Source organism: Microbacterium sp. Se63.02b, assembly GCF_014171575.1.
In the GTDB taxonomy this organism is placed as follows: domain Bacteria; phylum Actinomycetota; class Actinomycetes; order Actinomycetales; family Microbacteriaceae; genus Microbacterium.
This window is the reverse complement of the sequence record NZ_CP050453.1, coordinates 811272-837145: the sequence shown is the minus strand read 5'-3', so window position 1 is coordinate 837145 and position 25874 is coordinate 811272. Positions and strand designations below refer to the sequence as shown.

Below are 25874 nucleotides of genomic sequence, written 5' to 3'. Positions count from 1 at the left end.
GTCGTCAGCGACTTCGGCGACGGGTCGCCCACACGTCGACGGCGACCGCCGCGACGATGAGCACGCCCTTGATGACCTTCTGCCAGTAGGCGGGGACGGTCAGGATGTCGAGACCGTTGTTCAGCGTCTGGATGAGCAGCAGGCCCAGGGCTGTGCCCCAGATCGAGCCTCGCCCGCCGAGCAGGCTTGCCCCGCCGATGACGACGGCCGCGATCGCGTCGAGCTCGTATCCCACGCCGAGGTTCGGCGCGCCGAGCGTGACGCGGCTGGCGAGCATGACGCCCGAGATGCCCGCGAGCATGCCCGAGATCGCGTACACGCTGAAGATCGTCCGCCCGACGTTGATGCCGGCAATCCCTGCCGCGATGGGGTTGCCGCCGATCGCATAGACGCGCATGCCCCAGGTCGTGCGCCGCATGATGATCGCGAGCCCCAGGATGCCGACGATCATGAGGATGACCGGGAGCGTGAGTCCACCGAACTGCGCGTTGGCGATGCGGGAGAAGTCGGCGGGCAGCCCCGTGATGGGGGCGCCGTTGCCCGCGACGTAGGCGACGCCGGACGCGAGCGTCAGCATTCCGAGGGTCGCGATGAACGGTGGCACCTTGATCACCGACACCACGAATCCGTTGATCGCGCCGGCGACGAATCCGACCACGACTCCGGCCACGATCGCGAGCCAGATCTGGTCGGGGAACGCCTTGGCGGTGAGGCTGCCGAACACGGCCGCAGCGGCGATCACGCTGCCGACCGAGAGATCGATGCCGCCGGTGAGGATCACCAGGGTCTGCCCGAGCGCGATCAGGGCGAACGGCGCCGCCGCGACCAGGATCGTCTGCAGATTATCGACGGTGCCGAATCGCGCGCTCCGGTAGAGGAAGAACGCGATGATGAGCACCATCACGATCACCATGGCGTAGCGGATCGCGAGGTCGCCGAACCAGGTCGGGCTGAAGCGCTTCGTGCCGGACTCCGGCACGAAGGTCTGCGAGGCAGTGCGGGTGTCGGTCATTGGTCGTCCTTTGCGGAGGATGCGGCGCCCGAGGGCGCGTCGGAGATGTCGAGGCCGCTCGCGAGGCGGAAAATGCGGTCCTGCACGTCGGCGTGGGCCAGTGCCGTGCGGTCGAGCTCCGCCACCACGCCGCCGCCCTTGAGCACGAGAGCACGGTGCGAGAGCGCCAGGATCTCCGGCATGTCGCTGGAAGCCATGACCACGGCCATGCCGGAGGCGGCGAGGTCGGTGATGATGCGGTAGATCTCGCTGCGGGCGCCGATGTCGACGCCACGGGTCGGCTCGTCCAGCAGCAGCACCTTGACCTCGCCGGTGAGCCAGCGGGCGAGCACGACCTTCTGCTGGTTGCCGCCGGAGAGCGTCTCCATGAGCTGTCCGAGTCCGCGGCTGCGCAGGCGCACCGAGCTCATGACCTCCGACACGGCGTCGACGCGGCTGCGCCCCTTGAGCCACCCGGCCACGGAGAACTGCCCCATGCGCGGCAGGGTCGCGTTCGCGAGGATGTCCATGCTGAGCACGGCGCCTGCGCCCTTGCGGTCTTCGGGGACGAGGGCCATGCCCGCGGTGATCGCGTCGGCGGGGCGGCCGCGTCGCACCCGCGTGCCTCCGACGGTGATCTCGCCCGCGGACGAGGCGCGCACGCCGAACAGCGCCTCGATGAGCTCCGTCCGCCCGGCCCCGACGAGACCGGCGAGACCGACGATCTCGCCGCGGCGGACCTGAAGGTCGACCGGCTCCGGTGCGGCCGCGTACTCGAGACCTCGAACCGAGAGGGCCACCTCGTCGGCTGCCGGAGCCAGGTCGGGGAACAGGTCCTCGAGCTCTCGGCCGATCATGGCGGTCACGATGTCGTCGTCGGTGAGCGACGAGAGCGGCTCGTCGGCCACGAGCCCTCCGTCTCGCAGCACCACGACGCGGTCGGCGATCGCGCGGATCTCCTCCATCTTGTGCGTGGTGAAGAGGATCGCGACGCCACGGTCGCGGAGCATCCGCATGCTCGATGAGCCGGGCGACCTCGCGTTCGGCGATCGCGCTCGTCGGCTCGTCCAACAGCAGCACGCGGGCGCCGGTACTGGTGGCCTTGACGATCTCCACGATCTGGCGGAGCCCGACGGGCAGCGAGCCCATACGCGCGCTCGGGTCGATGTCGACGCCGAACTCGGCGAGCATCTCCTTCGCCTCCCTCGCCATGCGACGGCGGTCGACGAGACCGAGGCGTCCGCGCAGCTCCCGTCCGACGAAGATGTTCTCGTACACCGTGGTGTCGAGGATCGACGCGAGCTCCTGCGGGACGATCGCGATGCCGTGCTGATGGGCGTCACGCGACGATCCGGCGGACAGCTCCTCGCCGCGCACCAGGACCGTGCCGCTGTCGGCCTTCATCTGCCCGGAGGCGATCTTCATCAGGGTCGACTTGCCGGCACCGTTCTCTCCGGCGAGCGCCGTCACGGTGCCCGGTTCGAGGTGGAGCCCCACGCCCTTGAGCACGGGGACTCCACCGAAGGCCTTGCGGATGTCGACGCACGCCAGCATGTCGGGCTGCTCGTCGAGGGTGATGCTGCCCGTCCGCCCGAGGTCGGTCATGATTCCCTCGCGTACTCGCGGTCTGGACGCACGATGCTCTTCAGCGTCGACGGGTGCGACGCCGAGTCGAGAGCCTCTCGGACCTCGCGGATCCCGAACGACCCGGTGACGAGCGCGTCGAGGTCGACGGCCCCCGACGCGACCAGCTGGATCGCGGTCGGCCAGGTGTTCGCGTACCGGAAGATGCCGGTGACCACGAGTTCGCGGTTCTGGATCGTGGAGACGGGGAGCGCGATCTCGTCTGCGCCCATGCCGACCAGGACAGCGACGCCGCCCGGCTTCAGGGCGGAGATGCCCTGCTTCACGGCGACGGGAGAGCCTGAGGCGTCGATGAAGGCGTCGTAGCCGGTGCCGAGCGGGCCGGACGCCGGGTCGACCGCCTCGGTCGCGCCGAAGCGGAGGGCGACTTCGCGGCGCTCGGCCATCGGGTCGCTGATGACGATCGCGGCGGCGCCGAAGGCCCGCGCGGTCTGCGCCGTGACGATGCCGATCGGCCCTGCTCCGGTGATGAGCACGCGGCTGCCGGGGCGTACGCCCGCCTTCTGGATCGCGGCGATCGCGACCGAGAGGGGCTCCATGAGGGCTGCTGCGTCGTCGCTCACCGCGTCGGGCACCGTGTACGCGAAGTCGTTCGAGATCGCGACGTACTCGGCGAAGGCGCCGTCGATCGGCGGGGTGGCGTAGAACTCGATACGCGGGCACAGGTTGTACCGGCCGCTGCGGCAGAACTCGCACACCCGGCACGGACGCTGCGGCTCGATCGACACGCGCTCCCCACGCGGGAGTCGTCGACGTCGTCGCCGACCGCGACGATCACTCCCCGACTCGTGCCCGAGCACGAGGGGCTCCTCCACCACGAAGTCGCCGATGCGCCCCTCGTGGAAGTAATGGACATCCGAGCCGCAGATGCCGACCGCGTTCACCCGGACGATCACCTGGTCGGGGAGCGGGACCGGCACGGGGCGGGTCTCGACCGTGAGCTCGCCGGCTCGCACCAGCACGCTCGCACGCATGGTCGTCGGCAGTTCAGTGCGCTTCATCGGGCTCCTCAGGGTGCAGTCGTGATTGCTCGACCGACATTAGTCATGCATGACGAATGAGACAAATGGCCGCTCAGATGAGCGCGAACGAGAAATCAGGGCTATGCTGAACGGACCTGACGGACGCGAGACGAAGAGGCGACATGGGACCCGATGAACTGGTGCGGATCTCGCACGTCGCACGACGGCACTACCTCGACGGCCGAACGAAGATCGAGATCGCCGATGAGCTCGGCGTCTCCCGCTTCAAGATCGCCCGCATGCTCGAGGATGCGCTCGGCCAGGGACTCGTGAAGATCACGATCGAGGCCCCCGACTCGCTCGACCTCGACCTGTCGATGCAGCTGCGCGCACGATTCGGCCTGACCCGTGCCCTCGCCGTGATCACCCCCGGCACCACACCCGAACTCATCCAGGATCGGCTGGGGCGCGCCGCCGCAGACCTCCTCAGCGAGATCGTGACGGACGGCGATGTGCTGGGCCTCACCGCCGGCCGCACGCTGACCGCGATGGCCGGGCACCTGCACTCCCTCGCCACCTGCGAGGTGGTGCAGCTCGCCGGCGTCGCGGCCCCACGCCCGAGAACGGCGTCGAGGTGATCCGGCAGGTGAGCAGGATCTCCGGCGGCCGCTCGCGGGCGATCTTCGCCCCTCCTCGTCGAGACGGCCGCCACCGCATCGGCACTGCGGCGCGAGCCCGGCATCCTGGAGACGTTCCGACGGTTCGACTCGGTGACCAAGGCGGTCGTCGCGATCGGCTCCTGGAGTCCACCCGACTCGCAGCTCTACGACAACGCCGGGCGCGCTGGTGCGCTCGACGAGCTGCTGGCCGCCGGCGTGAAGGCGGAGATCTGCGCCACGCTCATCGACGAGAACGGCGCCGTGGTCGGCTCGGTGGCCGAACGTGCCCTCGCGGTGTCGACGGAGCAGCTGCGGGGGATCCCCGAGGTCATCGCGGTCGCCGGAGGACCCTCGAAGACCGGAGCGGTCGCCGCCGCACTGCGCTCCGGGATCATCGACTCCCTCGTCACGGACGCGGCGCTCGCGCGGCGGCTGCTCGAGACCACCGGCTGAGGCGGAGCTCGCCTCGAAGGCTCAGCGCCGGTTCGGCTCGTAGGGGCGCAGCTCGGTCGACGCGCGCACGATGCGCCGCAGGTCGCTGAGACCGCCGTGCGCCGCGCCGTACGCACGCGCCTGGACCAGGATGTTGCCCATCGACGTGGCCTCCGAGGGTCCCGCCATCACGGAGCGCCCCGAACGGTCGGCGACGGCCTGCGCCAGGATGGGCGACTCGGACCCACCACCCACGAGATGGATCACCCGCACGTCGACGCCGGAGAGCGCCGCGGCCTCGTCGACCTGACGCGCCACGAAGGCGCCGAGGCTCGAGCACGAGCCGCACCACGGAGGGGCGATCATCGGGCATGCGACCGCCCGCCTCGGCGACCAGTTCGGCGATGCGAGCCGTCATCTGCCCAGGACGCAGCAGTCGCGGATCCCCGGTGTCGACCAGGATCCCCGTGGCGGGGGCGGCCTCGGCACGGGCCAGCAGCTCGCGACGCGCGGCGGTGCTGCGTGCGCCCCATCCGTCCAGCCCCCATTCGCGCATGCACTCGTTCACGATCCACAGCCCCGCGGCGATGCGCAGGAACCGCACGGTGCCGTCGAGTCCGAGCTCGTTGGTGAAGCCCGCCTCGCGCGCACGGTCGCTCGTGATGATCCGGTCGACCTCCACCCCGGTGAGGATCCAGGTGCCGCACGACACGAACGCGAAGTTCTCGTCGCGCGCGGGGACCGCGACCACGGCGCTGGCGGTGTCGTGCGAAGCGACCGTCGTGATGTCGGTCGCGTCGCCCGGCGCGAGGATCCCCGCGGTCACGCGGCCCGTGACCGTGCCCGGCAGCACCGTCTCGGGGAAGATCCGCGAGGGAAGCCCCAGCACGGCCGTCCGGCGATGGTCCCAGCCGCGCCCGTAGGGCAGAGCGAGGCCGGTGCTCGACACGTTCGTGGCCTCGGCGACCTCCGCAGCGCCGAGCCAGTGCGCGAGCAGATCGGGCATCAGCAGCATCCGCCGCACGGTGTCGAGCCGCCCCGCGTCGAGATCCGCCATGAGCTGGTAGATCGTCATGATCGGCAGCGCCGTGACGCCCGTCTCGCGGAAGGCCTGATCCCCGGGCAGGAGGGCCTCCACGGCCGGGAAGCTGCGATCGGTCCGGGCGTCGCGCTGGTGGAACGGCGCGTCCAGCAGACCGTCGTAGGCGAGCAGGCCGTAGTCGCCCGACCAGGCATCGACGCCGACGCTGGCGAACTCCGGTCCCTCCGCGCGCAGCGCCCTGAGCCCGGCCACCGCGTCACGGAACAGGCGCTGGGCATCCCACCGCAGTCCGAGCTCATCCGTGAACGCGCGATTGCGGAATCGGTGCACGCCATCGATCCGCAGCCGCCCTCGGTCGACGGACGCACTCACCACGCGTCCACTGGATCCGCCGAGGTCGACGGCGGCAGCTCGGAAGGTCGCCGAGCCGAGGGGCAGTTCGGGCATGCCTCTCAGCCTATGGTCCGCCGAGGATCAGACGCTGGTATATCCGCCGTCGATGAGGATGCTCTGCCCGACGACGTAACTCGATCGCTCGCTCGCGAGGTAGACGAGGAGGTCGCCGAGCTCTTCCGGCTCCCCCATTCGACCGGCCGGGATGCGTCGAACCCAGTCCTCCGCCATCTCGGGGTTCTCGGCCACGAAGTCCCTCGTCATGTCGCTGGCGAAGTACCCCGGTGCGATCGCGTTGACGCGGATGCCGTGCGGCCACCACTCGATAGCCGCGCTCTTGGTGAACATCGACACGGCAGCCTTGGAGGTGTTGTACGCCGCCTGGGTCTGCGGGATGTTCACGGCGAAGGCCGACATCGAGGAGACGTTGACGAGGCTCGCCGGGTTGCCGCGCGCGGCGCCGATGTGCCGCCGTGCGAACTCCCGGCTCGTGACGAACGTGCCGGTCACGTTCACGTCGAGCACGCGCCGCCAGTCGTCGGGCGCGGTGTCGATCAGCGGCGTCCCGAGCGTGATGCCCGCGCTGTTGACGAGCACGTCGGCGACGCCGAGGCCCTCCGCGACGGCGTCGAACGCGGCGGCGACGGACTGCTCGTCGGTGACGTCGACGGTGACGCCGATGCAGCGGCGCCCCGAGGCGGACTGGAGGGCGGTGGCAGCGTCGCCGACGGCGTCGAGGCGATCCAGGAGGGCGACATCGGCGCCCGCGGCGGCGAGCGCCTCCGCCATGGCGTAGCCGAGGCCCCGCGCGCCGCCCGTGACGACGGCGACACGGTTCAGGAGAGGTTCAATGGTGTTTCCAGACATGAGCAGAGCCTAGCCGCTGCGCTCATTGCAGAATACTGCACGCTCAGATGAGCATGGCCGACACGATCCGCCTAGCGGCTCGTGTATCCGCCGTCGATCGGGAGCGAGACCCCGGAGATCATCCCCGCACCGTCGCCGAGCAGGAACACGATCGGCGCGGCGATGTCGTCCTCGGTCGCCCACCGGTGCAGGGGCATCGCGTCGAGGAAGGGCCCCTCGATGTCGGGACGCCCCCAGTACCACGCCGACATCGGGGTCATCACGACCGTGGGGTTCACGCTGTTGACCCGGATGCCGTACCCGCCGAGCTCGAGCGCCGAGACGCGGGTGATGTTGTCGAGAGCGGCCTTCGACGAGCCGTACGAGATGTGCCCGGCCAGACCGACGAGGCTCGCCTGGCTCGACACGTTGACGATGGCGCCGCCGCGGCCGACGCGGATCATCTCCCGCGACGCGTACTTGGTCACCAGCAGAGAGCCACGGGCGTTGATGCTCATGACCCTGTCGAACACGGCGATATCGGTGTCCATCGGGGTCGCGATCTCACCGCCCCAGCCGCCGCAGTTGACGACGCCGTAGAGATCGCGGCCCTCGATCGCCGCCCGGATCTGGTCCTCGTCCTCGAGGTCGAACACCACGGGGTCGCGCCGGTCTCGCTCACGATCGCCGCCACGCTCTCCGCGGTACGCCCCGCAGCCAGCACGTCGGCGCCCGCCGTGACGAGGTGGCGGACGGTGGCGCCTCCGATGCCGCCGCCGGCGCCGGTGACGAGGATCGTGCGGCCGTGGAATTCAGTCATGGGTCATCTCCTGAGCGAGAGGTGTTCGGGGTCCGCCACGGGGTCGCAGAAACCTTGACACCGGTGACATGCACAGCGTAGCGTGCTCGAAGTCGCGCACCCAGCGATCCTCGATCCGATGTCCGCATCACCGGAAGGAAGACCACGAAGCCGTGCTCCCCACCCCGCCCTCGTCGATGCCGGAAGACGGCATGACCATCGCCGCGCTCGCCGAACGCGCGCGCGAGCTCGCGGCCGACGGGCGGCGTCGCATCCTCGGCATCGCGGGAACCCCGGGAGCCGGGAAGTCGACCGTGACCGCCGCGCTCCTCGAGGCCCTCGGCGATCGCGCGGTCGTGGTCGGCATGGACGGCTTCCACCTCTCGAACGCCGAACTGCGGCGCCTGGGGCGGCGCGAACGCAAAGGCGCCCCCGACACGTTCGACGTCGACGGCTACGTCGCCCTGCTCACGCGCCTCTCCACACAGACGGAGGGGACGATCCACGCTCCCGTCTTCGATCGGGAGCTCGAGGAGTCGATCGGCTCCGCCGTCGCCGTCCGCGCCGACACCCCCCTCGTGATCACCGAGGGGAACTACCTGCTGCTCGCCGACCACGGCTGGCACGAGGTGCGGGATCTGATCGACGAGGTCTGGTACATCGACGTCGACGCGGAGACGCGCCGCCGGCGTCTGGTGACACGGCGCCTCGGCCACGGGCATCCGCTCGCCGAGGCGACCGCGTGGGTGGACCACGTCGACGAGCCGAACGCGCCTCGTCGACGCGACGCGCGAGCGCGCCGACCTCATCGTCCGCATCGCCGAGGAGCCGGCCGCGACCACCCTCGGCGCGCACGGCCTCGACGATCTCCCCGCCGCGGTCGCGCGCCCCTCCTACGACCCCGACGACGTGGGCTGCGGCATCGTGCACATCGGCGTCGGCAACTTCCATCGCGCCCACCAGGCGATGTTCGTCGACCGCCTCCTCGACGCTGGCGAGCGCGAATGGGGCATCTGCGGCGTCGGGCTGCTCCCCCACGACGCCGCCATGCGCGATGCGCTCAGCGCCCAGGACGGTCTGTACACGCTCGTCACCGCAGCCACGGACGGGACCGAATCGGCTCGCGTCATCGGATCCCTCACGAGGTACCTGTACGCACCGGATGACCCCGACGCCGTGCTGTCGGCCCTGTGCGACCCCCGGACGCGCATCGTCTCGCTGACGATCACCGAGGGGGATACGGCATCGACGAGACCACGGGAGCCTTCTCGCCGGAGGACGCCGCCACCCGCGCCGACCTCGACGACGCGACGCAGGGAAGGCTGCAGGCACCTCGCAGCGCGGTCGGCTACCTCGTGGCTGCTCTCCTCCGGCGTCGTGAGGCGGGTGTCGCGCCGTTCACCGTCATGTCATGCGACAACATCCAGGGCAACGGCCACACGGCGCGGACCGCCGTCTCGGGCTTCGCGGATCGCATCGATCCGGCTCTGGGCGCCTGGATCCGCAGCACCGTCGCCTTCCCGAACTCGATGGTCGACCGGATCACCCCGTGACGACCGACGAGACACGCGCCATCGTGGCGGAGCGGTTCGGCATCGCCGACCGGTGGCCCGTGCGTTCCGAGGCCTTCGTGCAGTGGGTGCTCGAAGACGACTTCCCGCTCGGTCGTCCGCCGTTCGAGACCGTCGGGGTGCAGCTCGTCGACGACGTCGAACCGTACGAGCTGATGAAGCTGCGGCTGCTCAACGCGTCGCACCAGGCGATGAGCTATCTCGGGATCCTCGCGGGCGCCACGATGGTGCACGAGGTGTGCTCCGACCCCCTCTTCGTCCGATTCCTGCGCGGCTACATGCACCACGAGGCGATCCCCACGCTCCGCCCGGTACCGGGCATCGATCTCGACGACTACTGCGAGCAGCTCCTCCAGCGCTTCGGCAGCACCGCGGTGCGCGACACCCTGGCCCGTCAGGTCGTCGACGGAGCCGACCGCATCCAGACGTTCCTGCTCCCTGTGGTGCGCGAACAGCTGGCGGCGGGAGGGCCCATCGAGCGCGCCACGCTCGTGCTCGCGGCCTGGAGCGTCTTCCTCGAGCGCGCGGGGGACGGCGGGATGCCGGTGCCCGTGACCGATCGACGTTTCGAGGGACTCCGCGCCGCGATCGTGGCCGAGGCCGTGACGCCGGGGCGTTCCTCGACCACTCCCCGTGTTCGGCACCCTCGGAGCGGACGACCGGCTCCGCAGCGCGTTCATCGCGGCGCGGGCGTCCTCATCGCGGACGGGCGCGCGCGAGCATCGCCGCCGTGGGGTGACCGACCCTCGCGGCGAGGGGCGGATCAGGCCGAGAGCACCCCGCCGCACGATTCCCGCTCCACCAGGTCCACATCGATGACGGTCAGCGTCGGGGCGTCGAGCTCCTGATCGCCGAGGCGCGCGAAGATCCGTTCTGCGGCGAGGGTTCCGAGCCGGTGAGGATCCTGATCGATCACGGTGATCGACGGGGTGAGGACGTCGGCCATCGGGAAGTCGCCGAACCCCACGAGGGCCAGCGGGTCTCCCCGCAGCGCCGCCGCGAGCGCCATCGAACACCGCGCATTCGCCGAGAAGATCGCCGTCGGGGGTCTGCGAGGGCGCGCAGGTCCGCGACGGCCGTCCGCGCCGCCTCACGATCCGACACCTGCGACCGCACCAGCAGCGCATCGGGTTCGATGCCGGCGTCACGCAGTCCGCTGCGCCACCCTCGAGCCGGTTCGCCTCGGTCGACAGATGCACGGCGTCCCCGACGTAGGCGATGCGCGTATGACCGTGCGAGACCAGGTGCTGCACCGCCGCGTGCGCCCCGCGCTCATCGGCCTCGATGAACGTGTCGGCCTCGAGGCCGACGGGGGCGCGGTCGACGAACACGATGGGGTGTGCTCCCGCCAGCGGTCGAGCCAGGAGTGGTCGACGCCGACAGGCGCGACGACCAGGCCGGAGAGCTGACGACCGAGCATCGACTCGATCGCGGCCCGTTCGTCGTCGGGCTCGTCGCCGAGGCTCGTGACCAGCGTGGAGAGACCGCGCTCGCGCGCGACGTCTTCGATGGCCCGGGCGATCGAGGCGAAGAAGGGGTCGACGATGTCCGGCACGGCGACGCCGATGACCGACGTACGCCCGGCACGGAAGGTGGTCGCCAGAACGTTGGGCACGTAGTTGAGCTCGCGCATCGCCTGCTCCACCAGCGCTCGCGTGTGCGGCAGCACGTGCGGGTCGTCGTTGAACACCCGCGACACCGTCTTGGTGCTGACGCCTGCGTGCGCGGCGACATCGCGCATGGTCGTCACGGGCACCTCCTCACCCCGGGCCGGGGTCGCCTCCGCCACCCTACCGGCGCCCGGGCCTCACCTGCGCCCGTCGACCGCGTCGGCGAGCTCGCGCAGCCGAGGCAGCGCCCGGGTGGTCAGCAGCTCCTCGCGGCGCGCGGGATCGTACGACAGGCTGTCCTTCCACAGCGACCGTCCGGCCATGGCCCCTGCCGCGCCGTGGCTGACCGCCTCGGACACCTGCACGATGAAGGTCTCGTGATCCACGCCGGCCGAGAGCACGGCCCACGGCACACCCTTGGCGGCCGCGGTCACCGCCGCGCTCGCCTCGCCGGAACCGGGATACTGCAGCTTGAGGATCTTGGCGCCGGCGGCGACGGCGAGCGCGGCACCGTCGGCGACCAGCGACGGGAATGCGGCCGCATACTCCTCGTCGCTCTCGCCGTCGAGCTGATACGTGAGCAGCTCGACGATGAGCAGCAGCCCTCGGCCTCGCATTCGGCCACCAGTGCACGGATCTCGTCGAAGACGCGCGAGTTCTCGTCCTGGCGGTCGGGACGTGTGTAATAGAGCATCTTCGCGACCCCGCCGCCGAGCTCGCGCACGGTACGCGGCGTCACGCCCGGCACGAAGCGCGTGTACCGCAGCCCGTCGACGGTCTCGAACCCGGAGGCGTCGAGGCCGACCACGAGCGCCGTGTCACGATCCAGCACTCCCTCATCGACGATCGACGGAAGGGCGACCTCGGGGTCGAGGAGGATCGCCGGTGCGTGCCTGGCGAGATGGCGGACCAGATCGGCCTTCACCGCGGACAGTTCGTCGCGGGTGATCGCCTCGGATCCGCCTGGCGCATCGGGGATCGCGGCCTTCATGCCGTTGCGCTGGTCGGCGGCGACGATGAGCATGCTGCCCTCCGGCGTCGTGATCGACTGCAGTGCGCGACGCTCGAGCGTCGTGAGGGGGTTCACAGCGGTGCGGGTGGTCATGGGGTCCTCTTCTCATCGCCACCGGTGTTCCGCGGAAAATCAACCATGACACCGGTGTCTTCTCCTCTATGGTGGAGGTATGAACGACACCTGTCAACCACCGGAGCCCCTGGCGATCGCCGTGAGCGGCATCGCGGGCAGCGGCAAGTCGACCCTCGGCCGCGCGCTCGCGGCGTCGCTGCGCCTTCCGCTCGTCGACCTCGACGCGGTAACGAACCCCCTCCTCGACGCCCTCGACGACGCGGTGCTCGGCGGACACTGGCTGCGCGGACCACGCGCGCACGATCCGCGAGGGGCGCTATGCCGCGCTGCGGGCGGTCGCCGCCGACGCGGTCGCCACGGCGGGAGGTGTCGTGCTCGTCGCTCCGTTCACGACCGAGCTCGACGGCGGCGAGGAGTGGGCGCGCCTGCAGGCCGCGGTCGCACCGCCGCGCTGCGCATGGTGTACCTCGAGGGCGACCCGCAGCTGCTCACCGCGCGGAGGGCTGCGCGCGGCGAGCCGAGGGACCGTCATCGCACGGACGCCCCGCCACGCACCCCCGCGATCCCCGTGGTGCGCATCGATGCGGAGCTGTCGACCCCCAGCAGTCGGCGAGAGTGCTCGCGGATCTCGGGGTCAGGACGCCGCTGGATCCCGATGCCGCCCTCTTCTCCCGCAGCTTCGACGCCGTGCTCTTCGACCTCGACGGCACCCTCGTCGACTCCACCGCCTCGGTCATCCGCGCCTGGCGCCGCTTCGCCGCGCACTACGGCGTCTCCTCCGACCCGCTGCACGAGAACCACGGACAGCCGGCGCGCACGCTGATCGCACGACTGCTCCCGACCGGGTTGCGGGCTGAAGGACTCGACCGCATCCTCGAACTCGAACTCGCCGACGCGGTCGCCCTCCCCGAGGTGCGCGGAGCACGGGCGTTCTACGACAGCATCCCCGCCGACCGGCGCGCCGTCGTGACCTCCGGCACGGCGCCGCTGGCCACTGCCCGCCTGCGCGCCGCCGGGTTCACCACCCCCGGGGTGTTCGTGACGTCCGACGATGTCCCCGGGGCAAGCCCGACCCCGAGCCCTTCCTCCTGGCCGCGGACCGGCTCGGTGTCGACCCCGAGCGGTGTCTGGTGCTCGAGGATGCCACCGCGGGAATCCAGGCGGCACGCGCGGCGGGGTGCGCCGTCATCGCGGTCACCGGGACGGTCGAGCCCTCCGCGCTCCCCGCCGACCTCGTGATCGACGGACTCGACCGTCTCGCCGTGTCGCTCGACGCCGAGGGCATCCACCTGCATCCGGTCGGCTGAGCGGGTCGGGCGGGCTCCCTCAGACGGCCGGTTCGGTCAGCTCGACGGCGGCATCGGGATCGCGGGTCACCTCGGCCGCCGGCAGGTCGTCGAGGGTGCGCAGGATCGTCGTGCTCTGCGCGACGGCATGCGCTCCCACGAAGCCGCGGTCGCCGCCGCACGTGCGAGCGCGGCCTCGCCTCCCCTTCGCCGCCGAGCCCCACCAGGAAGCCGGCCAGCGATGCGTCGCCCGCGCCAGCCGTGTTCACCAGCCCCCGCGCCTCGGCCTTGGCATGGACCACGCCCGACTCCGACACCACAAGGACGCCGTCGGCTCCCATGCTCGTGTAGACGATGCCGACCCCGCGTGCCCGCAGCTGCCGGGCGGCGGACACGACGTCTCCGATCGTCCGCAGCGCCGTGCCGATCAGTTCGGCCAGCTCATGCGTGTTGGGCTTCATCAGCGCGATGCCCGCGGGGTCGACCGCCAGTGCGCTGAGCGCGGCCCCGCTCGTGTCGACCGCCACCCGGCGACCACCGCGCGCCGCGGCCTGCACGACGTCGACGAGCGACGCCGGAGCATCGTCGACGGCGGGCACGGTCCCGGAGATCACGACCCATCCGCCCCGAGCTCGGTGCACGCCTCGGTCACCGCCGCCTGTGCCGCGAGCCACGCCGTGCCCGAGATCGGCGGCGTCGGGGCGTTGATCTTCGTGGTCGCACCGGCATCGTCTATCACCGAGGTGTTGACCCTCGTCGCACCAGGCACGGCCACGATGCGCAGCAGGTCGCGGTGTGCCGAGCGCTGCGCGAACGCCAGGTCGTCCTCCCCGACCACGACGACCGCCGCCGTACGCACCCCGGCGAGGTCCAGGGCGGCCGAGACGTTCACCCCTTGCCGCTGAGTTCGCGCTCATAGCCGCTCGCCCTCGTGAACGCGCCGCGTTCGAGCGTGGCGATCCGATAGGTCGCATCGATCGCGCCGGACGCGGTGAGCGTCACGATCGAGGGTGTCTCCGGAACCGGATGCGCATCGCGCTCGCCCATGTCGTGCCTCCGTCAGATCGGTTGCCCGGTCGGCAGCAGCACGAGATCGCGCACGACCACGTGCGGCGGCCTCGTCAGCATGAACAGCATCGCATCGGCGACGTCCGCCGAACGGATCCCCGTCCCCTCGGCGATGCGCTCCGCCTCCTCCGGGGAGCCGTGCGCGAAGCCCCACAGCGGGTTGAGCACCATCCCGGGCGCGATGGCGCCGATCCGAACGCCGCTGTCGGCGTACTGCCGACGAACCGTGTGCACGAACGACTGCACGGCGTGCTTGCTGGCCGAGTACACCGGCTCCCACTCGATGTCCTGATGCCCCGAGACCGAACTGGTCACCAGGATGTCGCCGCTGCCCTGTGCGAGGAGCGAGGGCAGGGCCGCGCGCACGAGTGCCATGACACCGGTCACGTTCGTCGCGACGACGGCCGCGATCTGGTCGACCGTGGCATCGGCCAGATCACCGCCGAGGTAGATACCGGCGTTGGGCAGCACGATGTCGAGGCGCCCGTGCCGTCGGAGCGTCTCGTCGACGATCTGCGTCGCGGCCGCGGGGTCCGACACGTCGGCCTGGATCGTGGAGATGCGGTCGGGGTGGTCGGCGGCGAGCGCGGCGAGGCGCTCCGCGTCACGGGCGACGGCCACAACGTGGCAGCCCTCCGCGGCGAGCGCGTTCGCCGTCGCGAGGCCGATCCCCGAACTCGCACCGGTCAACACCGCGACCTTGCCCTCGAGCGTCACGGCGGTCATCGCGCCACCCCTCGGCCAGCAGCGCTCTGCGATAGACCTCGTCGGGGCGCGTGTCGATGCGCTGCACCTCCTCGGCGGGCATGAAACGCACGCCCCCGACGGCCGCAGCCCCGATGATCGCCCGCGCGCACTTCTGGGCCATCGCGGTCATCCCCAGCACCTGATCCGGATTCGCACCGACCACGAACATCCCGTGGTTCTGCAGATACACGGTCGCCGGTGGCCTGCCGTGCCGCTCCGCGTGTGCGCGCACCAGGCGGCGCACCTCGCGGGCCAGCGGGAGCCCGGGGTCGATGTAGGGCACGAGCAGCGGCGCAGCGCCGAGCACCACGATCTGGTCGGGGAACAGCGCCCCGTCCACCAGCAGCTCTGGATGCTCCGAGCACAGCAGGGCGTTCACGGCGGTCGGATGCGAGTGGGCGATCACCCGCGCCGGGGTCTGGTCGTACAGCACGGCGTGGAGCAGCGCCTCGACGGAGGGGCGCCGCCCCTGCTCCGCGGCGATCCGGTCGAACCAGCGGTCGATGTCGGCTCCGCCCGTGTGCTCGTCGTCGATCAGGCGCAGCGCCTCGTCGAGGGCGATCCGCACGAAGTCCTCTGGCTGTGCGGAGCCGAGCACCGCCCCCGAGGCCTTGACGAGCATGTGGCCGCCATCCCGTGCCGAGGTGTTGCCCTCGCTGAGCAGCGCCGCCTCCATGACGGGGTCGCCCAAGCGTCGGCTGAGGTCTGCCAACAGGTCGCGGTGGTTCACGAAGGATCTCCGATCGTCGGGGTTGCGGTGGCGACGGCGGCCGCCGGATGAAAGCGCGCAGGACCGTCGCCGTCGTCCACGACGATGCCCCTGGCGGACGCGGCATCCGTCAGGTCACCCGCGGCGACGGCCACCTGCAGCAGCACGCCGCGCACCGAGGCCTCGACGGGGCCGGCGATGACCGGGAGACCGCTGCGCTCGGCCGTGAGCGCACACAGCAGATCGTTGCGGGCTCCTCCGCCGACGATGCGGATACGTTCGAGGCGCCGTCGGCTCAGGTCCGCGGCCACGCGGAGGGTGTCGGCGTACGCAGCGGCGAGACTGTCGACGATCGCCCGGACGAAGTCGCCGCGCGAGGTCGGCGGTGCGCTCCCGGTGGCCGTGCACGCCGCGGCGATGCGGGCCGTCAGACCGTCGGGGGCCTGCAAGGACGGGTCGGCCGGATCGAAGCGTCCCCGGTAGTGCGAGTCGGCGGCCGCGGCCAGGAGGTCGGTGAGCATCTCGATGGGCGCTGCGGACGAGCCATCCGCCTCCGCCCATTCGCGCAGCGTCTGCTGCAGGAGCCACATGCCGCTGAGGTTCTTCACGAGCAGGGTGTCGCCGGCCGCACCGATCTCCTGTGTGAAGCCCTCCCCGTCGCGCGCGCTCGTCGAGCAGGGGCGCGGCGAGGGCCAGACCGGCGACTCCCCAGCTGCCGCTGGAGACCACGCCGGTCCCCTCGTCCGCGGCGTCCGTCACGGCCATGAACGCGGCGGCGGTGTCGTGCGCGGTGACCGCGAACACGGGCACGGGGTCGTCGGCTCCGATCGCTGCCGTGACCTCAGGGGTGGTCGACCCCGACCACGATCCGTCTTCGACGATCGGCGGCAGCAGTGCCGGCAGCCCTGCGGAGAGCGGGATCGACCAGTCGCCCGTCGCACGGTCGAGCAGTCCGGTGGTGGAGGCGAGCGAGACCTCGGCGCCGACCCGGCCGGTCAGCAGATGCACGAAGATGTCGGCGGTCAGCAGGATGGTGTCGTCCGCCGCGCCGATCCCCGCCGCCCGGTCCTGCCGGAGCTGGTGGGCCGTGTTGATCGCCTGATCGAGCACGCCGGTCACGGCGTAGTCCGCGGCGAGGTCGCGTTCCGCTGAAGTCTGCGCCGCGAGGACGGCATCGGCGTCGCGGTGATGCCGGACGAAATCGCGGAGCACGCCGTCTGCGGTCAGCCTGGCGTAGTCGACGCCCCACGCGGCGACGCCGATGCCCCGCACCTCCGCGCCGGCAGCCCGCGCTGCGGCGACACCCGACCGAAGACCCTCCACGACCCCGGCGTGCAGGGCGGCGACGTCCCACCCGAGTCCTTCGGGTCGTCGTACCGGGATGTTCGGGAAGCGGCCGGCTTCCCGGATCACGAGCGACCCCGCCCCCGACACGGTGCGGAGGATCCCGACCATGACGCGGACGCTGGAAGAGCCGAGATCGACGGCGAGATAGGCGGTCGACATGTCAGATCGCGGTGTAGCCGCCGTCGATCACCAGCGTCTGCCCGGTGAGGTACGACGAGGCCGATGAGGCGAGCAGCAGGAGCAGTCCGTCGAGGTCGGCGGGCTCGCCCATGCGCCCTGCGGGGATCTGCGAGATCCAGTCGGCCGCGAGGTCGGGGTTCGCCTCGGTGAACTGCCGCGTCATGTCGGACAGGATGTAGCCGGGGGCGATGGCGTTGACACGGATGCGCGGTGCCCATTCGACCGCGAGCGACTTCGCCAGCTGGTCGACCGCGGCCTTGGACGCGTTGTACGACGCCTGGTGCTGCGGAACGTTGACGACCCGCCCCGACATCGAGGAGATCAGGATCGCCGAACCGTCGCGGCCCTCGGCGAGCAGCGGGCGCGCGAACGCCTGCGTGGCGTAGAAGGTCCCGCTGAGGTTCACATCGATGACCTTCGACCAGGTCGCGGGATCGACCTCGGCCGAGTCACCCCAGATCGTGATGCCTGCCGCGGTCACGAGCAGATCCGCGATGCCGATGTGCTCCCGCACGGTCGCGAAGGCCGCCTCGACGGAGGCGGCATCGGTCACGTCGACGCGGGCGGCCGCGGTGGGGACGCCCGTCTCGGCAGCGAGCCTGGCGGCCGACTCCTCGACGTCGGGCAGCAGGTCGAGCAGGGCGACGCTCACGCCCTGGCGAGCGAGCGTGGAGGCGAGGGAGTAGCCGATGCCGCGGGCTCCGCCGGTGACGACGGCGACGCGCCCCGCGAGGTCAGGAAAGCTCATGGTGTCCTCTCGGTGGTGGCTTCCGGCGGCCGGGTGTCCCCGGCCGCCGGAAGAGGGTGGTGTCAGCAGGTCGACTTGTAGACGGCGTCCGCGCCGTCGGTGTCGATGTTCTCCTTGGTGATCACCGTGAACCCGGTCTGGATCTTCTCCTCGTTGGCGTCGCCCTCGAGAGCGGCGAGCGCCTGGGCGACGCCGTCCTTGCCGATGGTCGCCGGCTCCTGGGCGACCAGGGCCTGCACGATGTCGTTGCGGAGCGCCTCGACCTGTGCGGGACCGGCGTCGAATCCGACGACCGTGACCTCGCCCTGCTTGCCCGCCTGCTGGATGCCGGTGGCCGTGCCCTCGGCTGCGAACAGGTTCGCGGCGAAGATCCCCACGATGTCGGGGTTCGCCTGCAGCGCTGCGGTCACGATGCGGGCGGCCTCGGCGGGCTCGTTGTGCGAGTACTCGATGCCGAGCGACTCGAACTTGGAGTCTTCCGCCACGGCGTTCTCGAATCCTTCGGCACGCGCGTCGGAGGTCGAGATGCCCGGGTCGATCGAGACGACGAGGACCTTGCCGCCATCGGGGTGCGCAGCCTGGATGGCCTCGAACGCCGCCGCGCCGCCGCCCTCGTTGTCGGACGCGATCTGTGAGACCGCCATCGAGGGGTCCTCCAGCGTCGTGTCGACGAGGACGACCTTGATGCCGGCGTCTGCCGCCGCCTGGATCGGCGCCTGCATGGCCGTGACGTCGGTCGGGGCGATGAGCAGCGCGTCGGGCTTGGAGGCCACGAGCGCGTCGACGATCGGCTTCTGCAGGGTCGGGTCGAACTTCTCCGGGCCCTGCACCTTGACCGTGGCACCGGCGGCCTCTGCCGCCTCTTCGATGCCGCACTGCATGGAGATGTAGAACTCGTCTCCTGCCACGCCCTGCACGAATGCGATCTCGTAGCCGTCGTCGCCGCCGGAGCCGCCGTCGCCGCCGGCATCGTCGCCTCCGCCTGCGCAGCCGGCGAGGACGAGCGCTGCGCTCGCGCCGAGCGCGGCGATGCTGATCGCTTTCCTGTTCCACTTCATTGTGATCACCGTTCTTCTCTTGACTGTGTGTGGATGGGTGGTGGGCCGGGCGTCAGGTACGCCGGCCCCCGCTGACGAACTTGCGCCAGAGGCTTTGCGAACCGCCGCGCATGGCCGCCGACCGGCGGGCCTGGTCGACGTAGACGGCGGTGATGAGGACGGCGCCGACGGCGACCTGCTGCCAGAACGGCGGGACGCCCGTGATGACGAAGCCGTTCTGCAGGACGGCGGGGATGAAGAGACCGACGACGGTCCCGACGATCGTGCCGACGCCGCCGAAGAGGCTGGTGCCGCCGATGACGACCGCGGCGATGACGTTCAGGTTCGTCTGCGACTGTCCGGCGATCGCGGTGGTGGAGAACTGCGACAGCGACAGGATGCCGGCGATGCCCGCGAGTCCGCCCGACAGCGTGTAGATGGAGATGAGGTGTCGGTCGACCTTGACGCCGACGCGGCGCGCAGCGAGTTCGCTCGACCCGACGGCGTAGGTGTGCAGGCCGAAGCGGGTGAAGTGCAGCACCACGCCGCCGATGACCACGACCACCAGGGCGATCACCGAGATGGTGGGGATGGTGCCGAAGACGTTCCCGTAGCCGATCGTCGTGGTCAGCACCGAGGGCACCTCGCGGATGTCGACGCCGCCGGTGAGGATCTGCGCGAGGCCGAGCGCCATGCCCAGCGTGCCGAGGGTGACGATCAGCGGCGGGATCTTCGCCTTGGCGATGAGGAATCCGTTGAGGAGGCCCCAGCCGATGCCACAGGCGATCGCGACGAGGATGCCGACGACGGCCGTGCCCCACCCGTCGCCGCCCATCGCACGCATGACCATCGCCGACACCACTCCGGAGAACACCAGGACGGAGCCGATCGACAGGTCGATGCCCGCCGTGATGATCACGTACGTCATGCCGACCGCGAGCACGGCGAGGATGGAGGCGTTCTGGATGATCAGACGGAAGTTCGACCACTGCGCGAACGTGTCGGGCGCCAACGCGCTGAAGACCAGCACGATCGCGATCAGCACGAGCAGGATCTGGAACGCCTGCGCCTTGATCAGGTTGCGGAAGTAGCCGGTCTTCGGCTCCTCCAGCGTGCCGATCGCGACCGTCTCGGTCGGCGGCTTCGTGGTGCTCATCGGTTCGACTCCTTCTCAGCGTCAGTGCCCTCGGCGAGGTCGCCTTCGGGCGCGAGGTCGGCGGGCGGGGCGGCGTCACGGGTGACGGCGCCGGTCATGAGCCCCACGAGCTCCTCCATCGAGGTGTCGTTCGCCGGGATGTTCGCGACCCTGGTACCAAGGCGCAGCACCTGGATGCGGTCGGAGACCTCCATGACGTGCGGCATCGAGTGCGAGATGAACACGACGGCGATGCCCTTGTCGCGCACGCGGCGGATCGTCTCGAGCACGTTCTTGGTCTGCCGCACGCCGAGGGCCGCGGTGGGCTCGTCGAGGAACACGACCCGCGATGCCCAGTGCACGGCGCGGGCGATCGCGATCGCCTGACGCTGACCACCCGACATCTCACCGACCGGCGAGGTCAGCGAACGCACGGTCGCACCGAGCTCGTCGAACGCGGCGCGCGACTGTGCCCGCATCTCCTTGGTCTTCATGAAGCCGAGAGTGCCGGCGAGACCGTTCTGGCGCAGCTCGCGGCCGAGGTACATGTTCTGCACGGGGTCGAGATGCGGGGCGAGGGCGAGGTCCTGGTACACGGTCTCGACCCCGAGCGCGCTCACCGCGGACGGGGTGGACATGTCGGCCTCTGCACCGTCGAAGAGGATCGTCCCCGAGTCGATGGCGAGGTTGCCCGAGAGCGCCTTGACGAGGGTCGACTTGCCCGCGCCGTTGTCGCCGATCAGCGCCGTCACCTCCCCCGGGTACACCTCGAAGTCGACGTCGTTCAGTGCGCGCACGTGACCGAACTGACGCGACAGTCCTCGCGCCTGGAGAACCGGAACCGTAGAACTGAGCGACATGGGTCAGCTCCTTCCCTTGCTGTGGTTGTGATCGGAATGTCCGGAGCGGAACCCGGCGGCCACGCTCTCGAAGTCGGCTTCGCTGTTCGCGGCCGATGCGGCGAACAGCGCCGCCCCGAAGGCGGTGGCTTCGTCGTGCGTCGCGACCGTGACGTCCGGCAGCACGCGCCGCCGGGCCCTGACGATGCTGGCCATGCTCGACCAGCCGCCGGTGAGCACGGTCGAGGTGGGAGGAGAGACCTCGCGGTCCATGACCTCCATCAGCTCGGCGCACATGTCGTTGCCGTGCAGCAGCGTCGCCGTGAACAGCTCGGCGGGGGTGAGGCCGTCGCTGTTCGCGACGATCTTCAGCACGCCGTCGTCGTTGCGGGCGCCCGTCACGCTCAACCCGCCGTCGGCGAGGGAGCCCGCGACGGGCAGCGCCATCACCTCGTCGTCGATGCGGGCCCGTCCCTGCGCATCCGCGATGCCCAGCACCTGCAGCACCCGCCGCATGAGGAGTCCGGACTTGGTGCCGGCGAGGAGGACGTACTTGCCGGGCAGCACATGGCGGACGGTGTTGATGCCCGCCACGGCGAGGCGTTCGCGCGCGTCGAAGGGCAGGGGTTCGTCGAGCACGCGCACGAGCGCTTCGGCGGTTCCCATCGAGTCGTAGAGCTGGCCGCTGTGGACCGCGCCGACCGCGACGGCCGACACGAGGTGGTCGTGGCCCGCGACCGTGAGGACGGCGCCGCGGAAGCCATCCGGCATCGCGTCGTCGGTGACGATCCCGACGGGCGTCCCCGCGCCGACGCGCTCGGCGAGCAGGTCGGGGCCGACGCCCAGCACCTCGAACGCGGTGTCCCACGGCGTGCTGTCGTCCTGGTCGAGAAGGCCGGTGCGCGAGACGAGCGAGTACTCCGCCACACGGGGACCCCCGAGCGAGTGCACGACGTACTCCGGCACGTTCAGGAAGGTCTGCCCGTGCAGATCGACGCCCGTGCCGCGAAGGTGCAGGAGCTTCGCGATCGAGGCGAGGGGACCCACCGGCAGCCCGGTCCGACCGAGGAACTCGGCACGGAAGGCCTCGGGCGTCGCGAGGATCTCCTCGGCGCCACGCGGGTCGAACCACGCGAGGATCGGCGCCGCCGGCCGGCCATCGGGGTCGAGGACGACTCCCGCCTCCGCCATCCCGGACACCCCGAGTGCGAGGACGCGGTACGACCCGCGCTCCGAGAGCAGGGAATCGGCCTCGTGCGCCAGTTCCCGCACCGTGTCCATGACGAGAGCGGCCGACATCTCGGCGCGCCCGTGCTCGCCGCTCCGCCACGGCGACCGCCTGCTCGCGACGAGCTCCTGACGGCCGTCCGTCCCGGTCACGAGGAGCTTGATGCTCGTGGAGCCCACGTCGACGCCGACCATGTACGCGTTCATCGCAGCTCCGCAGCGGCGAGGGTCGTCGGCCATCCGGCACCCGGCTCGGCGACGAGCACGGCGGCATCCCCTCGACGGTCCAGTCCCCGAAGGAGTACGGCACGGCCAGCACCTGTCCCTGCGAGACCGGGAGGCGTCCGTCGGCTCCCACGAGCTCGCCCGCTCCCTCCGAGATCAGCACGACGGCGAAGCCCGCAGGACGCACCGACGTGCGCGTGCCGAGCGTCGCGGCATCCCAAAGGCGGAAGTACGGGTCGGCGGCGGCCGGCAGGAGCGAGCGGAAGCCTGTGCCGGCCGGTGTGGTCCCGGCCTCGCTGATGAGCGCGGCGAGGTGCTCCGGCGCGAGGCGGTCGGACGACACCGCCGGCATCACGGCGTCGAAGCCCAGGTCCAGGTGCGACTCCTCGCGGGTCGACGTCGTCACCGACCACTCCAGGAGGATCGAGAAGTCCGTCGGCTCCTGCACCTCGGCGACGAAGATCCCGCCGTCGATGGCGTGCGCGGTGCCGGCCGGGACGAGGATGCCCATGCCCTCGCGCACCACGACGCGGTTCATGTGGGCGAGCATCCACTCGCTGTCCTGCGCGTCGCGCCGACGGTCGAGCTCGTCGCGGTCGAGGTCGGTGTTCCACCCCACGTGCACCGCGGAGTCGGGCTCGGTGTCGAGGACGTACCAGGCCTCGGTCTTGCCATAGGGGCAGTCGAGGTGCTCGACCGCGAAGCCGCGTCCGGGGTGCACGTGCACGGGGAGGCGCTGGCGTGCGTCGAGGAGCTTGACGAGGATGCCGACGTCTCCGGCATCCCGTCCCCTCACCGGCCCCGTCCATCCTGCGGGGTCCGCGGTGACGAGGTCGCGCAGGATCTCGCCGTCCGCGGTGATCGCGAGCCCCGTGCGGGGGTCGCCGAACCGGGAGACCGTCGCCCCGAGCCATTCCTCCGGCTGGTGGTCGGTCTCGGGGACGATCCCGCGCAGCGCCGCGATCCGGTCGCCGCCGCGGTAGAAGTGCTGGACGGGGTTCGGCGGCAGCAGGACGGGGTTCATCGCAGGTCTCCGATCGGGCGCGACGGCACCTCGCGGTCCGGCGCCATCTCTCCCGAGCCGCGGGCGATCAGGCGCGTCGGCACCACGATGTGGGCGGGCTCGGCTTCGCTGTCCGCGCCGAGCTCCATGAGCCGGCGGAAGGCGGCTTCGCCGATGAGGCGCGGGTCCTGGTCCACGCAGGTGATGCCGGGCGTGAAGACGTCAGCGAACTGGAAGTCGCCGAACGAGATGAGAGCGGGCATCGGGATGTGGTCGGCGCTGAGCACGTGGATCGTGGCGATCGCTGCGGGGCTCGTGGCGCAGAAGACGGCGGTCGGGGCGTCGGGGCGCGTGAGGAGGTCGCTGATCGACCGCTCCTCGCGGTGTCGGCCCTGCGAGATCACGAGCGTCTCGTCGACCTCGATACCGGCTTCCGCGTGCGCAGCACGGAAGGCGCGGAGGCGCTCGTGGACCGTCGGATACGGCGTCTCCTCGCCGATGAAGCCGATACGCCGATGGCCGCGGGCGAGGAAGCCGCTGATCGCCTCGTACGTCGCGCCGTAATCGTCGACGATGACGGAGTCGATCCCCTCGCGCGAACGGTCGACGCAGATCACGGGGAATCGGCGTCGGAGCGGCTCGAGCTCCGCAGCCTCGATCGCGAACGGCGAGATGATGAGACCGCGCAGCCGGTCGCCGGTCAGACGCGCGAGCTGCTCACGCTCCTGCGCGGCGTCGTGGACGGTGCTGGCGAACAGGACGTTGAGGCCTGCCGCGACGGCGAGTTCCTCCACCGCGCTGACGAAGGCCGCGAAGAACGGGTCCGAGATCGCGTCGATGAGGATCCCGATGGTGTCGGTGTCGCCGCGCTTGAGCGAGCGCGCCCGCCGATCGGGGACGAATCCGAGCTCGAGGACGGCGGCTGCCACGCGCTTGCGGGTGTCGGGGAGGACGCCTGCTTCGCCGTTGACGACACGCGAGACGGTCTTGATGCTCACACCGGCGAGGTGCGCGACATCCGTGATCCGTGCGCGGCGCCGGTCGTCACGGCGTGCGCCGCCGTGCGTGGCCGGCTCGTCGTGTTCGTGCGTCATTGCTACCTCGACATCGTTGTCATCGTTGAATCCGCGGTCATCGCGGCTCGATTGCCACTCATCATGCGACTCCCTCGACAACGTTGTCAAGCAGGAATCTTCGAGAGGCGGCCGTTCGGCGAGCTCACGCCGTCGTCGTGACCTCGATCTCGACGGCGAGGTCGAGCCGGGCGCCCGGCGCGAGCGGACGCAGCAGCCCGCGTGCGCGCGCGTCGGCGCGACCGAGGATCGTGGGGGCCGTCGCCGGCTCGATGCCGAGCACGACGTGCCCGTCTTCCTCCGCCACTCGCCACTGGAACATCGCGCCGAGCTGCGCGGTGTCGAAGCCGATGCGCAGTGCGAGTCCCCGCGCGCTCTCCACCGTCACATCGACGTCGGAACGCTCCGGCAGCTCGTGTCGGAAGACCTGCTCGGGGTAGACGGGGGCAGGGGCGGGGAACCGTTCCCAGGTGGCGAGTCCCCGCTCCGCCTCCGCATCGCGCGGTCGCACCTCGGTCGCCGGACTCGTGAGCACGGTGCCCTCGTCGACGAGCGGCCAGCCGAGGTTCAGGTGGTACAGGACCATCGGCTCGACCTCCTTCACGCCCCTGTTCACCACGGCGTCCTCCACCCGCACGAGGCGGGAGCCGATCGGACTCACGATCCTCCGTCGCAGCTCCAGGTGGGCGCCGAAGACCTCGACCTCTCGCGTGACGCCCTCCACGACGACCTCGCTCTCGGTGACCTCGGTGCGCGTCACCTGTGCGGCGAGCGACGAGTACCGACCGTGCAGCGGGTGCGACTCGCCCTGATCGACCGAAGGGGCGCCGAAGCTGAGCAGGCCGCAGGTCGTGAGCAGCCCACCCCGAACGCGGAGCCAGCCGCGCCCGTCGGGGTCGGCAGGCACGGGAGGAAAGCCCGTCGGCGACGTCCATGCCAGCGGGATGCCCGCAACGCGGAACTGCCCGAGGTCGAGTCCGCGATCGGGCAGGATCTCGAGCTCCAGATCGCCGTTCACCACGCGGATCCGCCGGCTCCCCGCATCCGGGCCGTCGGTGCGCCGCGACGACTCGACGGAGACCGCCTGCCCTCGATGCCCGAGGCGCCGCCATGCCTCCGCGATCGGTGATCCGTACAGCTCTGCCGACATGCTCCTGCCCTTCCCGCAGCCCCACCCGGCGCGTGCGGCCACCGTATCAGCCGCCTTCCGTACG

Annotated in this window: 24 protein-coding genes and 5 pseudogenes; 7 read left to right on the top strand and 22 right to left on the bottom strand. The window is 70.9% G+C overall.

The features are described from left to right. Positions 1-4 precede the first annotated feature (4 nt). The 4 genes and pseudogenes from G4G29_RS04160 to G4G29_RS04150 all read right to left on the bottom strand — a co-directional run bounded on the left by G4G29_RS04160 (position 5) and on the right by G4G29_RS04150 (position 3636). Positions 5-1012 carry an ABC transporter permease gene (locus tag G4G29_RS04160; protein WP_202045555.1) on the bottom strand — a complete coding sequence of 336 codons (1008 nt, stop codon included), beginning with the start codon at positions 1010-1012 and terminating at the stop codon, positions 5-7. Further along, positions 1009-2001 carry a sugar ABC transporter ATP-binding protein gene (locus G4G29_RS21245; protein WP_244632382.1) on the bottom strand — a complete coding sequence of 331 codons (993 nt, stop codon included), beginning with the start codon at positions 1999-2001 and terminating at the stop codon, positions 1009-1011. The genes G4G29_RS04160 and G4G29_RS21245 overlap by 4 nt, the downstream gene beginning before the upstream one ends. Positions 2002-2104: 103 nt before the next feature. Then, a pseudogene (locus G4G29_RS21240) lies at positions 2105-2545 on the bottom strand (ATP-binding cassette domain-containing protein); the annotation flags it as partial. Positions 2546-2592: 47 nt separating this feature from the next. After that, complete coding sequence (locus tag G4G29_RS04150; RefSeq protein ID WP_244632381.1) at positions 2593-3636, bottom strand: NAD(P)-dependent alcohol dehydrogenase; 1044 nt, start codon at positions 3634-3636, stop codon at positions 2593-2595. A 143-nt stretch (positions 3637-3779) separates the two neighbouring features. On the opposite strand from G4G29_RS04150, the pseudogene G4G29_RS21235 reads away from it, so the two are divergent. Continuing rightward, positions 3780-4709: pseudogene (locus G4G29_RS21235) on the top strand (sugar-binding domain-containing protein). Here G4G29_RS21235 and G4G29_RS04140 read toward each other — a convergent pair. The 3 genes and pseudogenes from G4G29_RS04140 to G4G29_RS20540 all read right to left on the bottom strand — a co-directional run bounded on the left by G4G29_RS04140 (position 4663) and on the right by G4G29_RS20540 (position 7789). Continuing rightward, positions 4663-6177 (bottom strand): FGGY-family carbohydrate kinase, encoded by a 1515-nt coding sequence (locus G4G29_RS04140; protein ID WP_183151918.1) that lies wholly within the window; start codon positions 6175-6177, stop codon positions 4663-4665. The pseudogene G4G29_RS21235 and the gene G4G29_RS04140 overlap by 47 nt on opposite strands. Positions 6178-6204: 27 nt before the next feature. Next, complete coding sequence (locus tag G4G29_RS04135) at positions 6205-6990, bottom strand: SDR family oxidoreductase (protein WP_183151917.1); 786 nt, start codon at positions 6988-6990, stop codon at positions 6205-6207. Positions 6991-7061: 71 nt separating this feature from the next. Beyond that, positions 7062-7789: pseudogene (locus G4G29_RS20540) on the bottom strand (SDR family oxidoreductase). 68 nt (positions 7790-7857) lie between these two features. Here G4G29_RS20540 and G4G29_RS04125 point away from each other — a divergent pair. From G4G29_RS04125 to G4G29_RS21220, 4 genes and pseudogenes are all read left to right on the top strand, one after another. Beyond that, positions 7858-8493: pseudogene (locus G4G29_RS04125) on the top strand (nucleoside/nucleotide kinase family protein); the annotation flags it as partial. A gap of 241 nt (positions 8494-8734) precedes the next feature. Continuing rightward, positions 8735-8950: pseudogene (locus G4G29_RS21230) on the top strand (mannitol dehydrogenase family protein); the annotation flags it as partial. Positions 8951-8958: 8 nt separating this feature from the next. Then, a complete protein-coding gene (locus G4G29_RS21225) occupies positions 8959-9321 on the top strand; it encodes a hypothetical protein (RefSeq protein WP_244632380.1) in 363 nt (120 codons plus the stop codon). Then, complete coding sequence (locus G4G29_RS21220; protein ID WP_244632379.1) at positions 9318-10187, top strand: hypothetical protein; 870 nt, start codon at positions 9318-9320, stop codon at positions 10185-10187. The genes G4G29_RS21225 and G4G29_RS21220 overlap by 4 nt, the downstream gene beginning before the upstream one ends. Here G4G29_RS21220 and G4G29_RS20535 read toward each other — a convergent pair. From G4G29_RS20535 to G4G29_RS21215, 3 genes are all read right to left on the bottom strand, one after another. After that, the gene (locus tag G4G29_RS20535) at positions 10103-10348 is read right to left on the bottom strand and encodes a substrate-binding domain-containing protein (protein ID WP_202045548.1); all 246 of its coding nucleotides are present in this window, start codon (positions 10346-10348) and stop codon (positions 10103-10105) included. The two genes, G4G29_RS21220 and G4G29_RS20535, sit on opposite strands and share 85 nt — an antisense overlap. 135 nt (positions 10349-10483) lie before the next feature. After that, positions 10484-11080: a LacI family DNA-binding transcriptional regulator gene (locus G4G29_RS20530; protein ID WP_244632651.1), complete on the bottom strand. Its 597-nt coding sequence runs from the start codon at positions 11078-11080 to the stop codon at positions 10484-10486. A 66-nt stretch (positions 11081-11146) separates the two neighbouring features. Beyond that, positions 11147-11566 (bottom strand): hypothetical protein, encoded by a 420-nt coding sequence (locus tag G4G29_RS21215; RefSeq protein WP_244632378.1) that lies wholly within the window; start codon positions 11564-11566, stop codon positions 11147-11149. A 1085-nt stretch (positions 11567-12651) separates the two neighbouring features. Between G4G29_RS21215 and G4G29_RS21210 the strand changes: the two genes are divergently transcribed. Beyond that, positions 12652-13275, top strand: coding sequence for an HAD family hydrolase (locus G4G29_RS21210; RefSeq protein ID WP_244632377.1), 624 nt, complete (start codon positions 12652-12654; stop codon positions 13273-13275). A 657-nt stretch (positions 13276-13932) separates the two neighbouring features. Here G4G29_RS21210 and G4G29_RS20510 read toward each other — a convergent pair. Genes G4G29_RS20510 through G4G29_RS04090 form a run of 5 tightly spaced genes read right to left on the bottom strand, consistent with a single transcriptional unit; the run spans position 13933 to position 16481 of the window. Beyond that, a complete protein-coding gene (locus G4G29_RS20510; RefSeq protein WP_202045537.1) occupies positions 13933-14214 on the bottom strand; it encodes a hypothetical protein in 282 nt (93 codons plus the stop codon). Then, positions 14211-14369: a hypothetical protein gene (locus G4G29_RS20505; RefSeq protein WP_202045535.1), complete on the bottom strand. Its 159-nt coding sequence runs from the start codon at positions 14367-14369 to the stop codon at positions 14211-14213. Before G4G29_RS20505 ends, G4G29_RS20510 begins: the two co-directional genes overlap by 4 nt. Positions 14370-14381: 12 nt before the next feature. Then, positions 14382-15107 carry an SDR family oxidoreductase gene (locus G4G29_RS21205; protein WP_244632650.1) on the bottom strand — a complete coding sequence of 242 codons (726 nt, stop codon included), beginning with the start codon at positions 15105-15107 and terminating at the stop codon, positions 14382-14384. Further along, positions 14995-15867, bottom strand: a complete 873-nt coding sequence (locus tag G4G29_RS20500; RefSeq protein ID WP_202045533.1) for a class II aldolase/adducin family protein — start codon at positions 15865-15867, stop codon at positions 14995-14997. Before G4G29_RS20500 ends, G4G29_RS21205 begins: the two co-directional genes overlap by 113 nt. Next, a complete protein-coding gene (locus tag G4G29_RS04090; RefSeq protein ID WP_274601260.1) occupies positions 15864-16481 on the bottom strand; it encodes an FGGY-family carbohydrate kinase in 618 nt (205 codons plus the stop codon). Before G4G29_RS04090 ends, G4G29_RS20500 begins: the two co-directional genes overlap by 4 nt. 155 nt (positions 16482-16636) lie before the next feature. On the opposite strand from G4G29_RS04090, the gene G4G29_RS21200 reads away from it, so the two are divergent. After that, complete coding sequence (locus G4G29_RS21200; RefSeq protein WP_244632376.1) at positions 16637-16948, top strand: hypothetical protein; 312 nt, start codon at positions 16637-16639, stop codon at positions 16946-16948. Positions 16949-17353: 405 nt separating this feature from the next. On the opposite strand, the gene G4G29_RS04080 is transcribed toward G4G29_RS21200, so the two are convergent. The 7 genes from G4G29_RS04080 to G4G29_RS04050 all read right to left on the bottom strand — a co-directional run bounded on the left by G4G29_RS04080 (position 17354) and on the right by G4G29_RS04050 (position 25810). Further along, positions 17354-18121 (bottom strand): SDR family oxidoreductase, encoded by a 768-nt coding sequence (locus tag G4G29_RS04080; RefSeq protein WP_183151913.1) that lies wholly within the window; start codon positions 18119-18121, stop codon positions 17354-17356. 62 nt (positions 18122-18183) lie between these two features. Next, the gene (locus G4G29_RS04075) at positions 18184-19179 is read right to left on the bottom strand and encodes an ABC transporter substrate-binding protein (protein WP_183151912.1); all 996 of its coding nucleotides are present in this window, start codon (positions 19177-19179) and stop codon (positions 18184-18186) included. A gap of 52 nt (positions 19180-19231) precedes the next feature. Continuing rightward, the gene (locus tag G4G29_RS04070) at positions 19232-20314 is read right to left on the bottom strand and encodes an ABC transporter permease (RefSeq protein WP_183151911.1); all 1083 of its coding nucleotides are present in this window, start codon (positions 20312-20314) and stop codon (positions 19232-19234) included. Next, entirely contained in the window at positions 20311-21153 is an 843-nt protein-coding gene (locus tag G4G29_RS04065) for an ATP-binding cassette domain-containing protein (RefSeq protein WP_183151910.1), read from the bottom strand. The genes G4G29_RS04070 and G4G29_RS04065 overlap by 4 nt, the downstream gene beginning before the upstream one ends. A 3-nt stretch (positions 21154-21156) precedes the next feature. Then, positions 21157-22566, bottom strand: coding sequence for an FGGY family carbohydrate kinase (locus G4G29_RS04060; protein WP_183151909.1), 1410 nt, complete (start codon positions 22564-22566; stop codon positions 21157-21159). 1038 nt (positions 22567-23604) lie between these two features. Then, a complete protein-coding gene (locus G4G29_RS04055) occupies positions 23605-24771 on the bottom strand; it encodes a LacI family DNA-binding transcriptional regulator (RefSeq protein WP_183151908.1) in 1167 nt (388 codons plus the stop codon). Positions 24772-24805: 34 nt separating this feature from the next. Continuing rightward, positions 24806-25810, bottom strand: coding sequence for an aldose 1-epimerase family protein (locus G4G29_RS04050; RefSeq protein ID WP_183151907.1), 1005 nt, complete (start codon positions 25808-25810; stop codon positions 24806-24808). Positions 25811-25874: the final 64 nt, after the last annotated feature.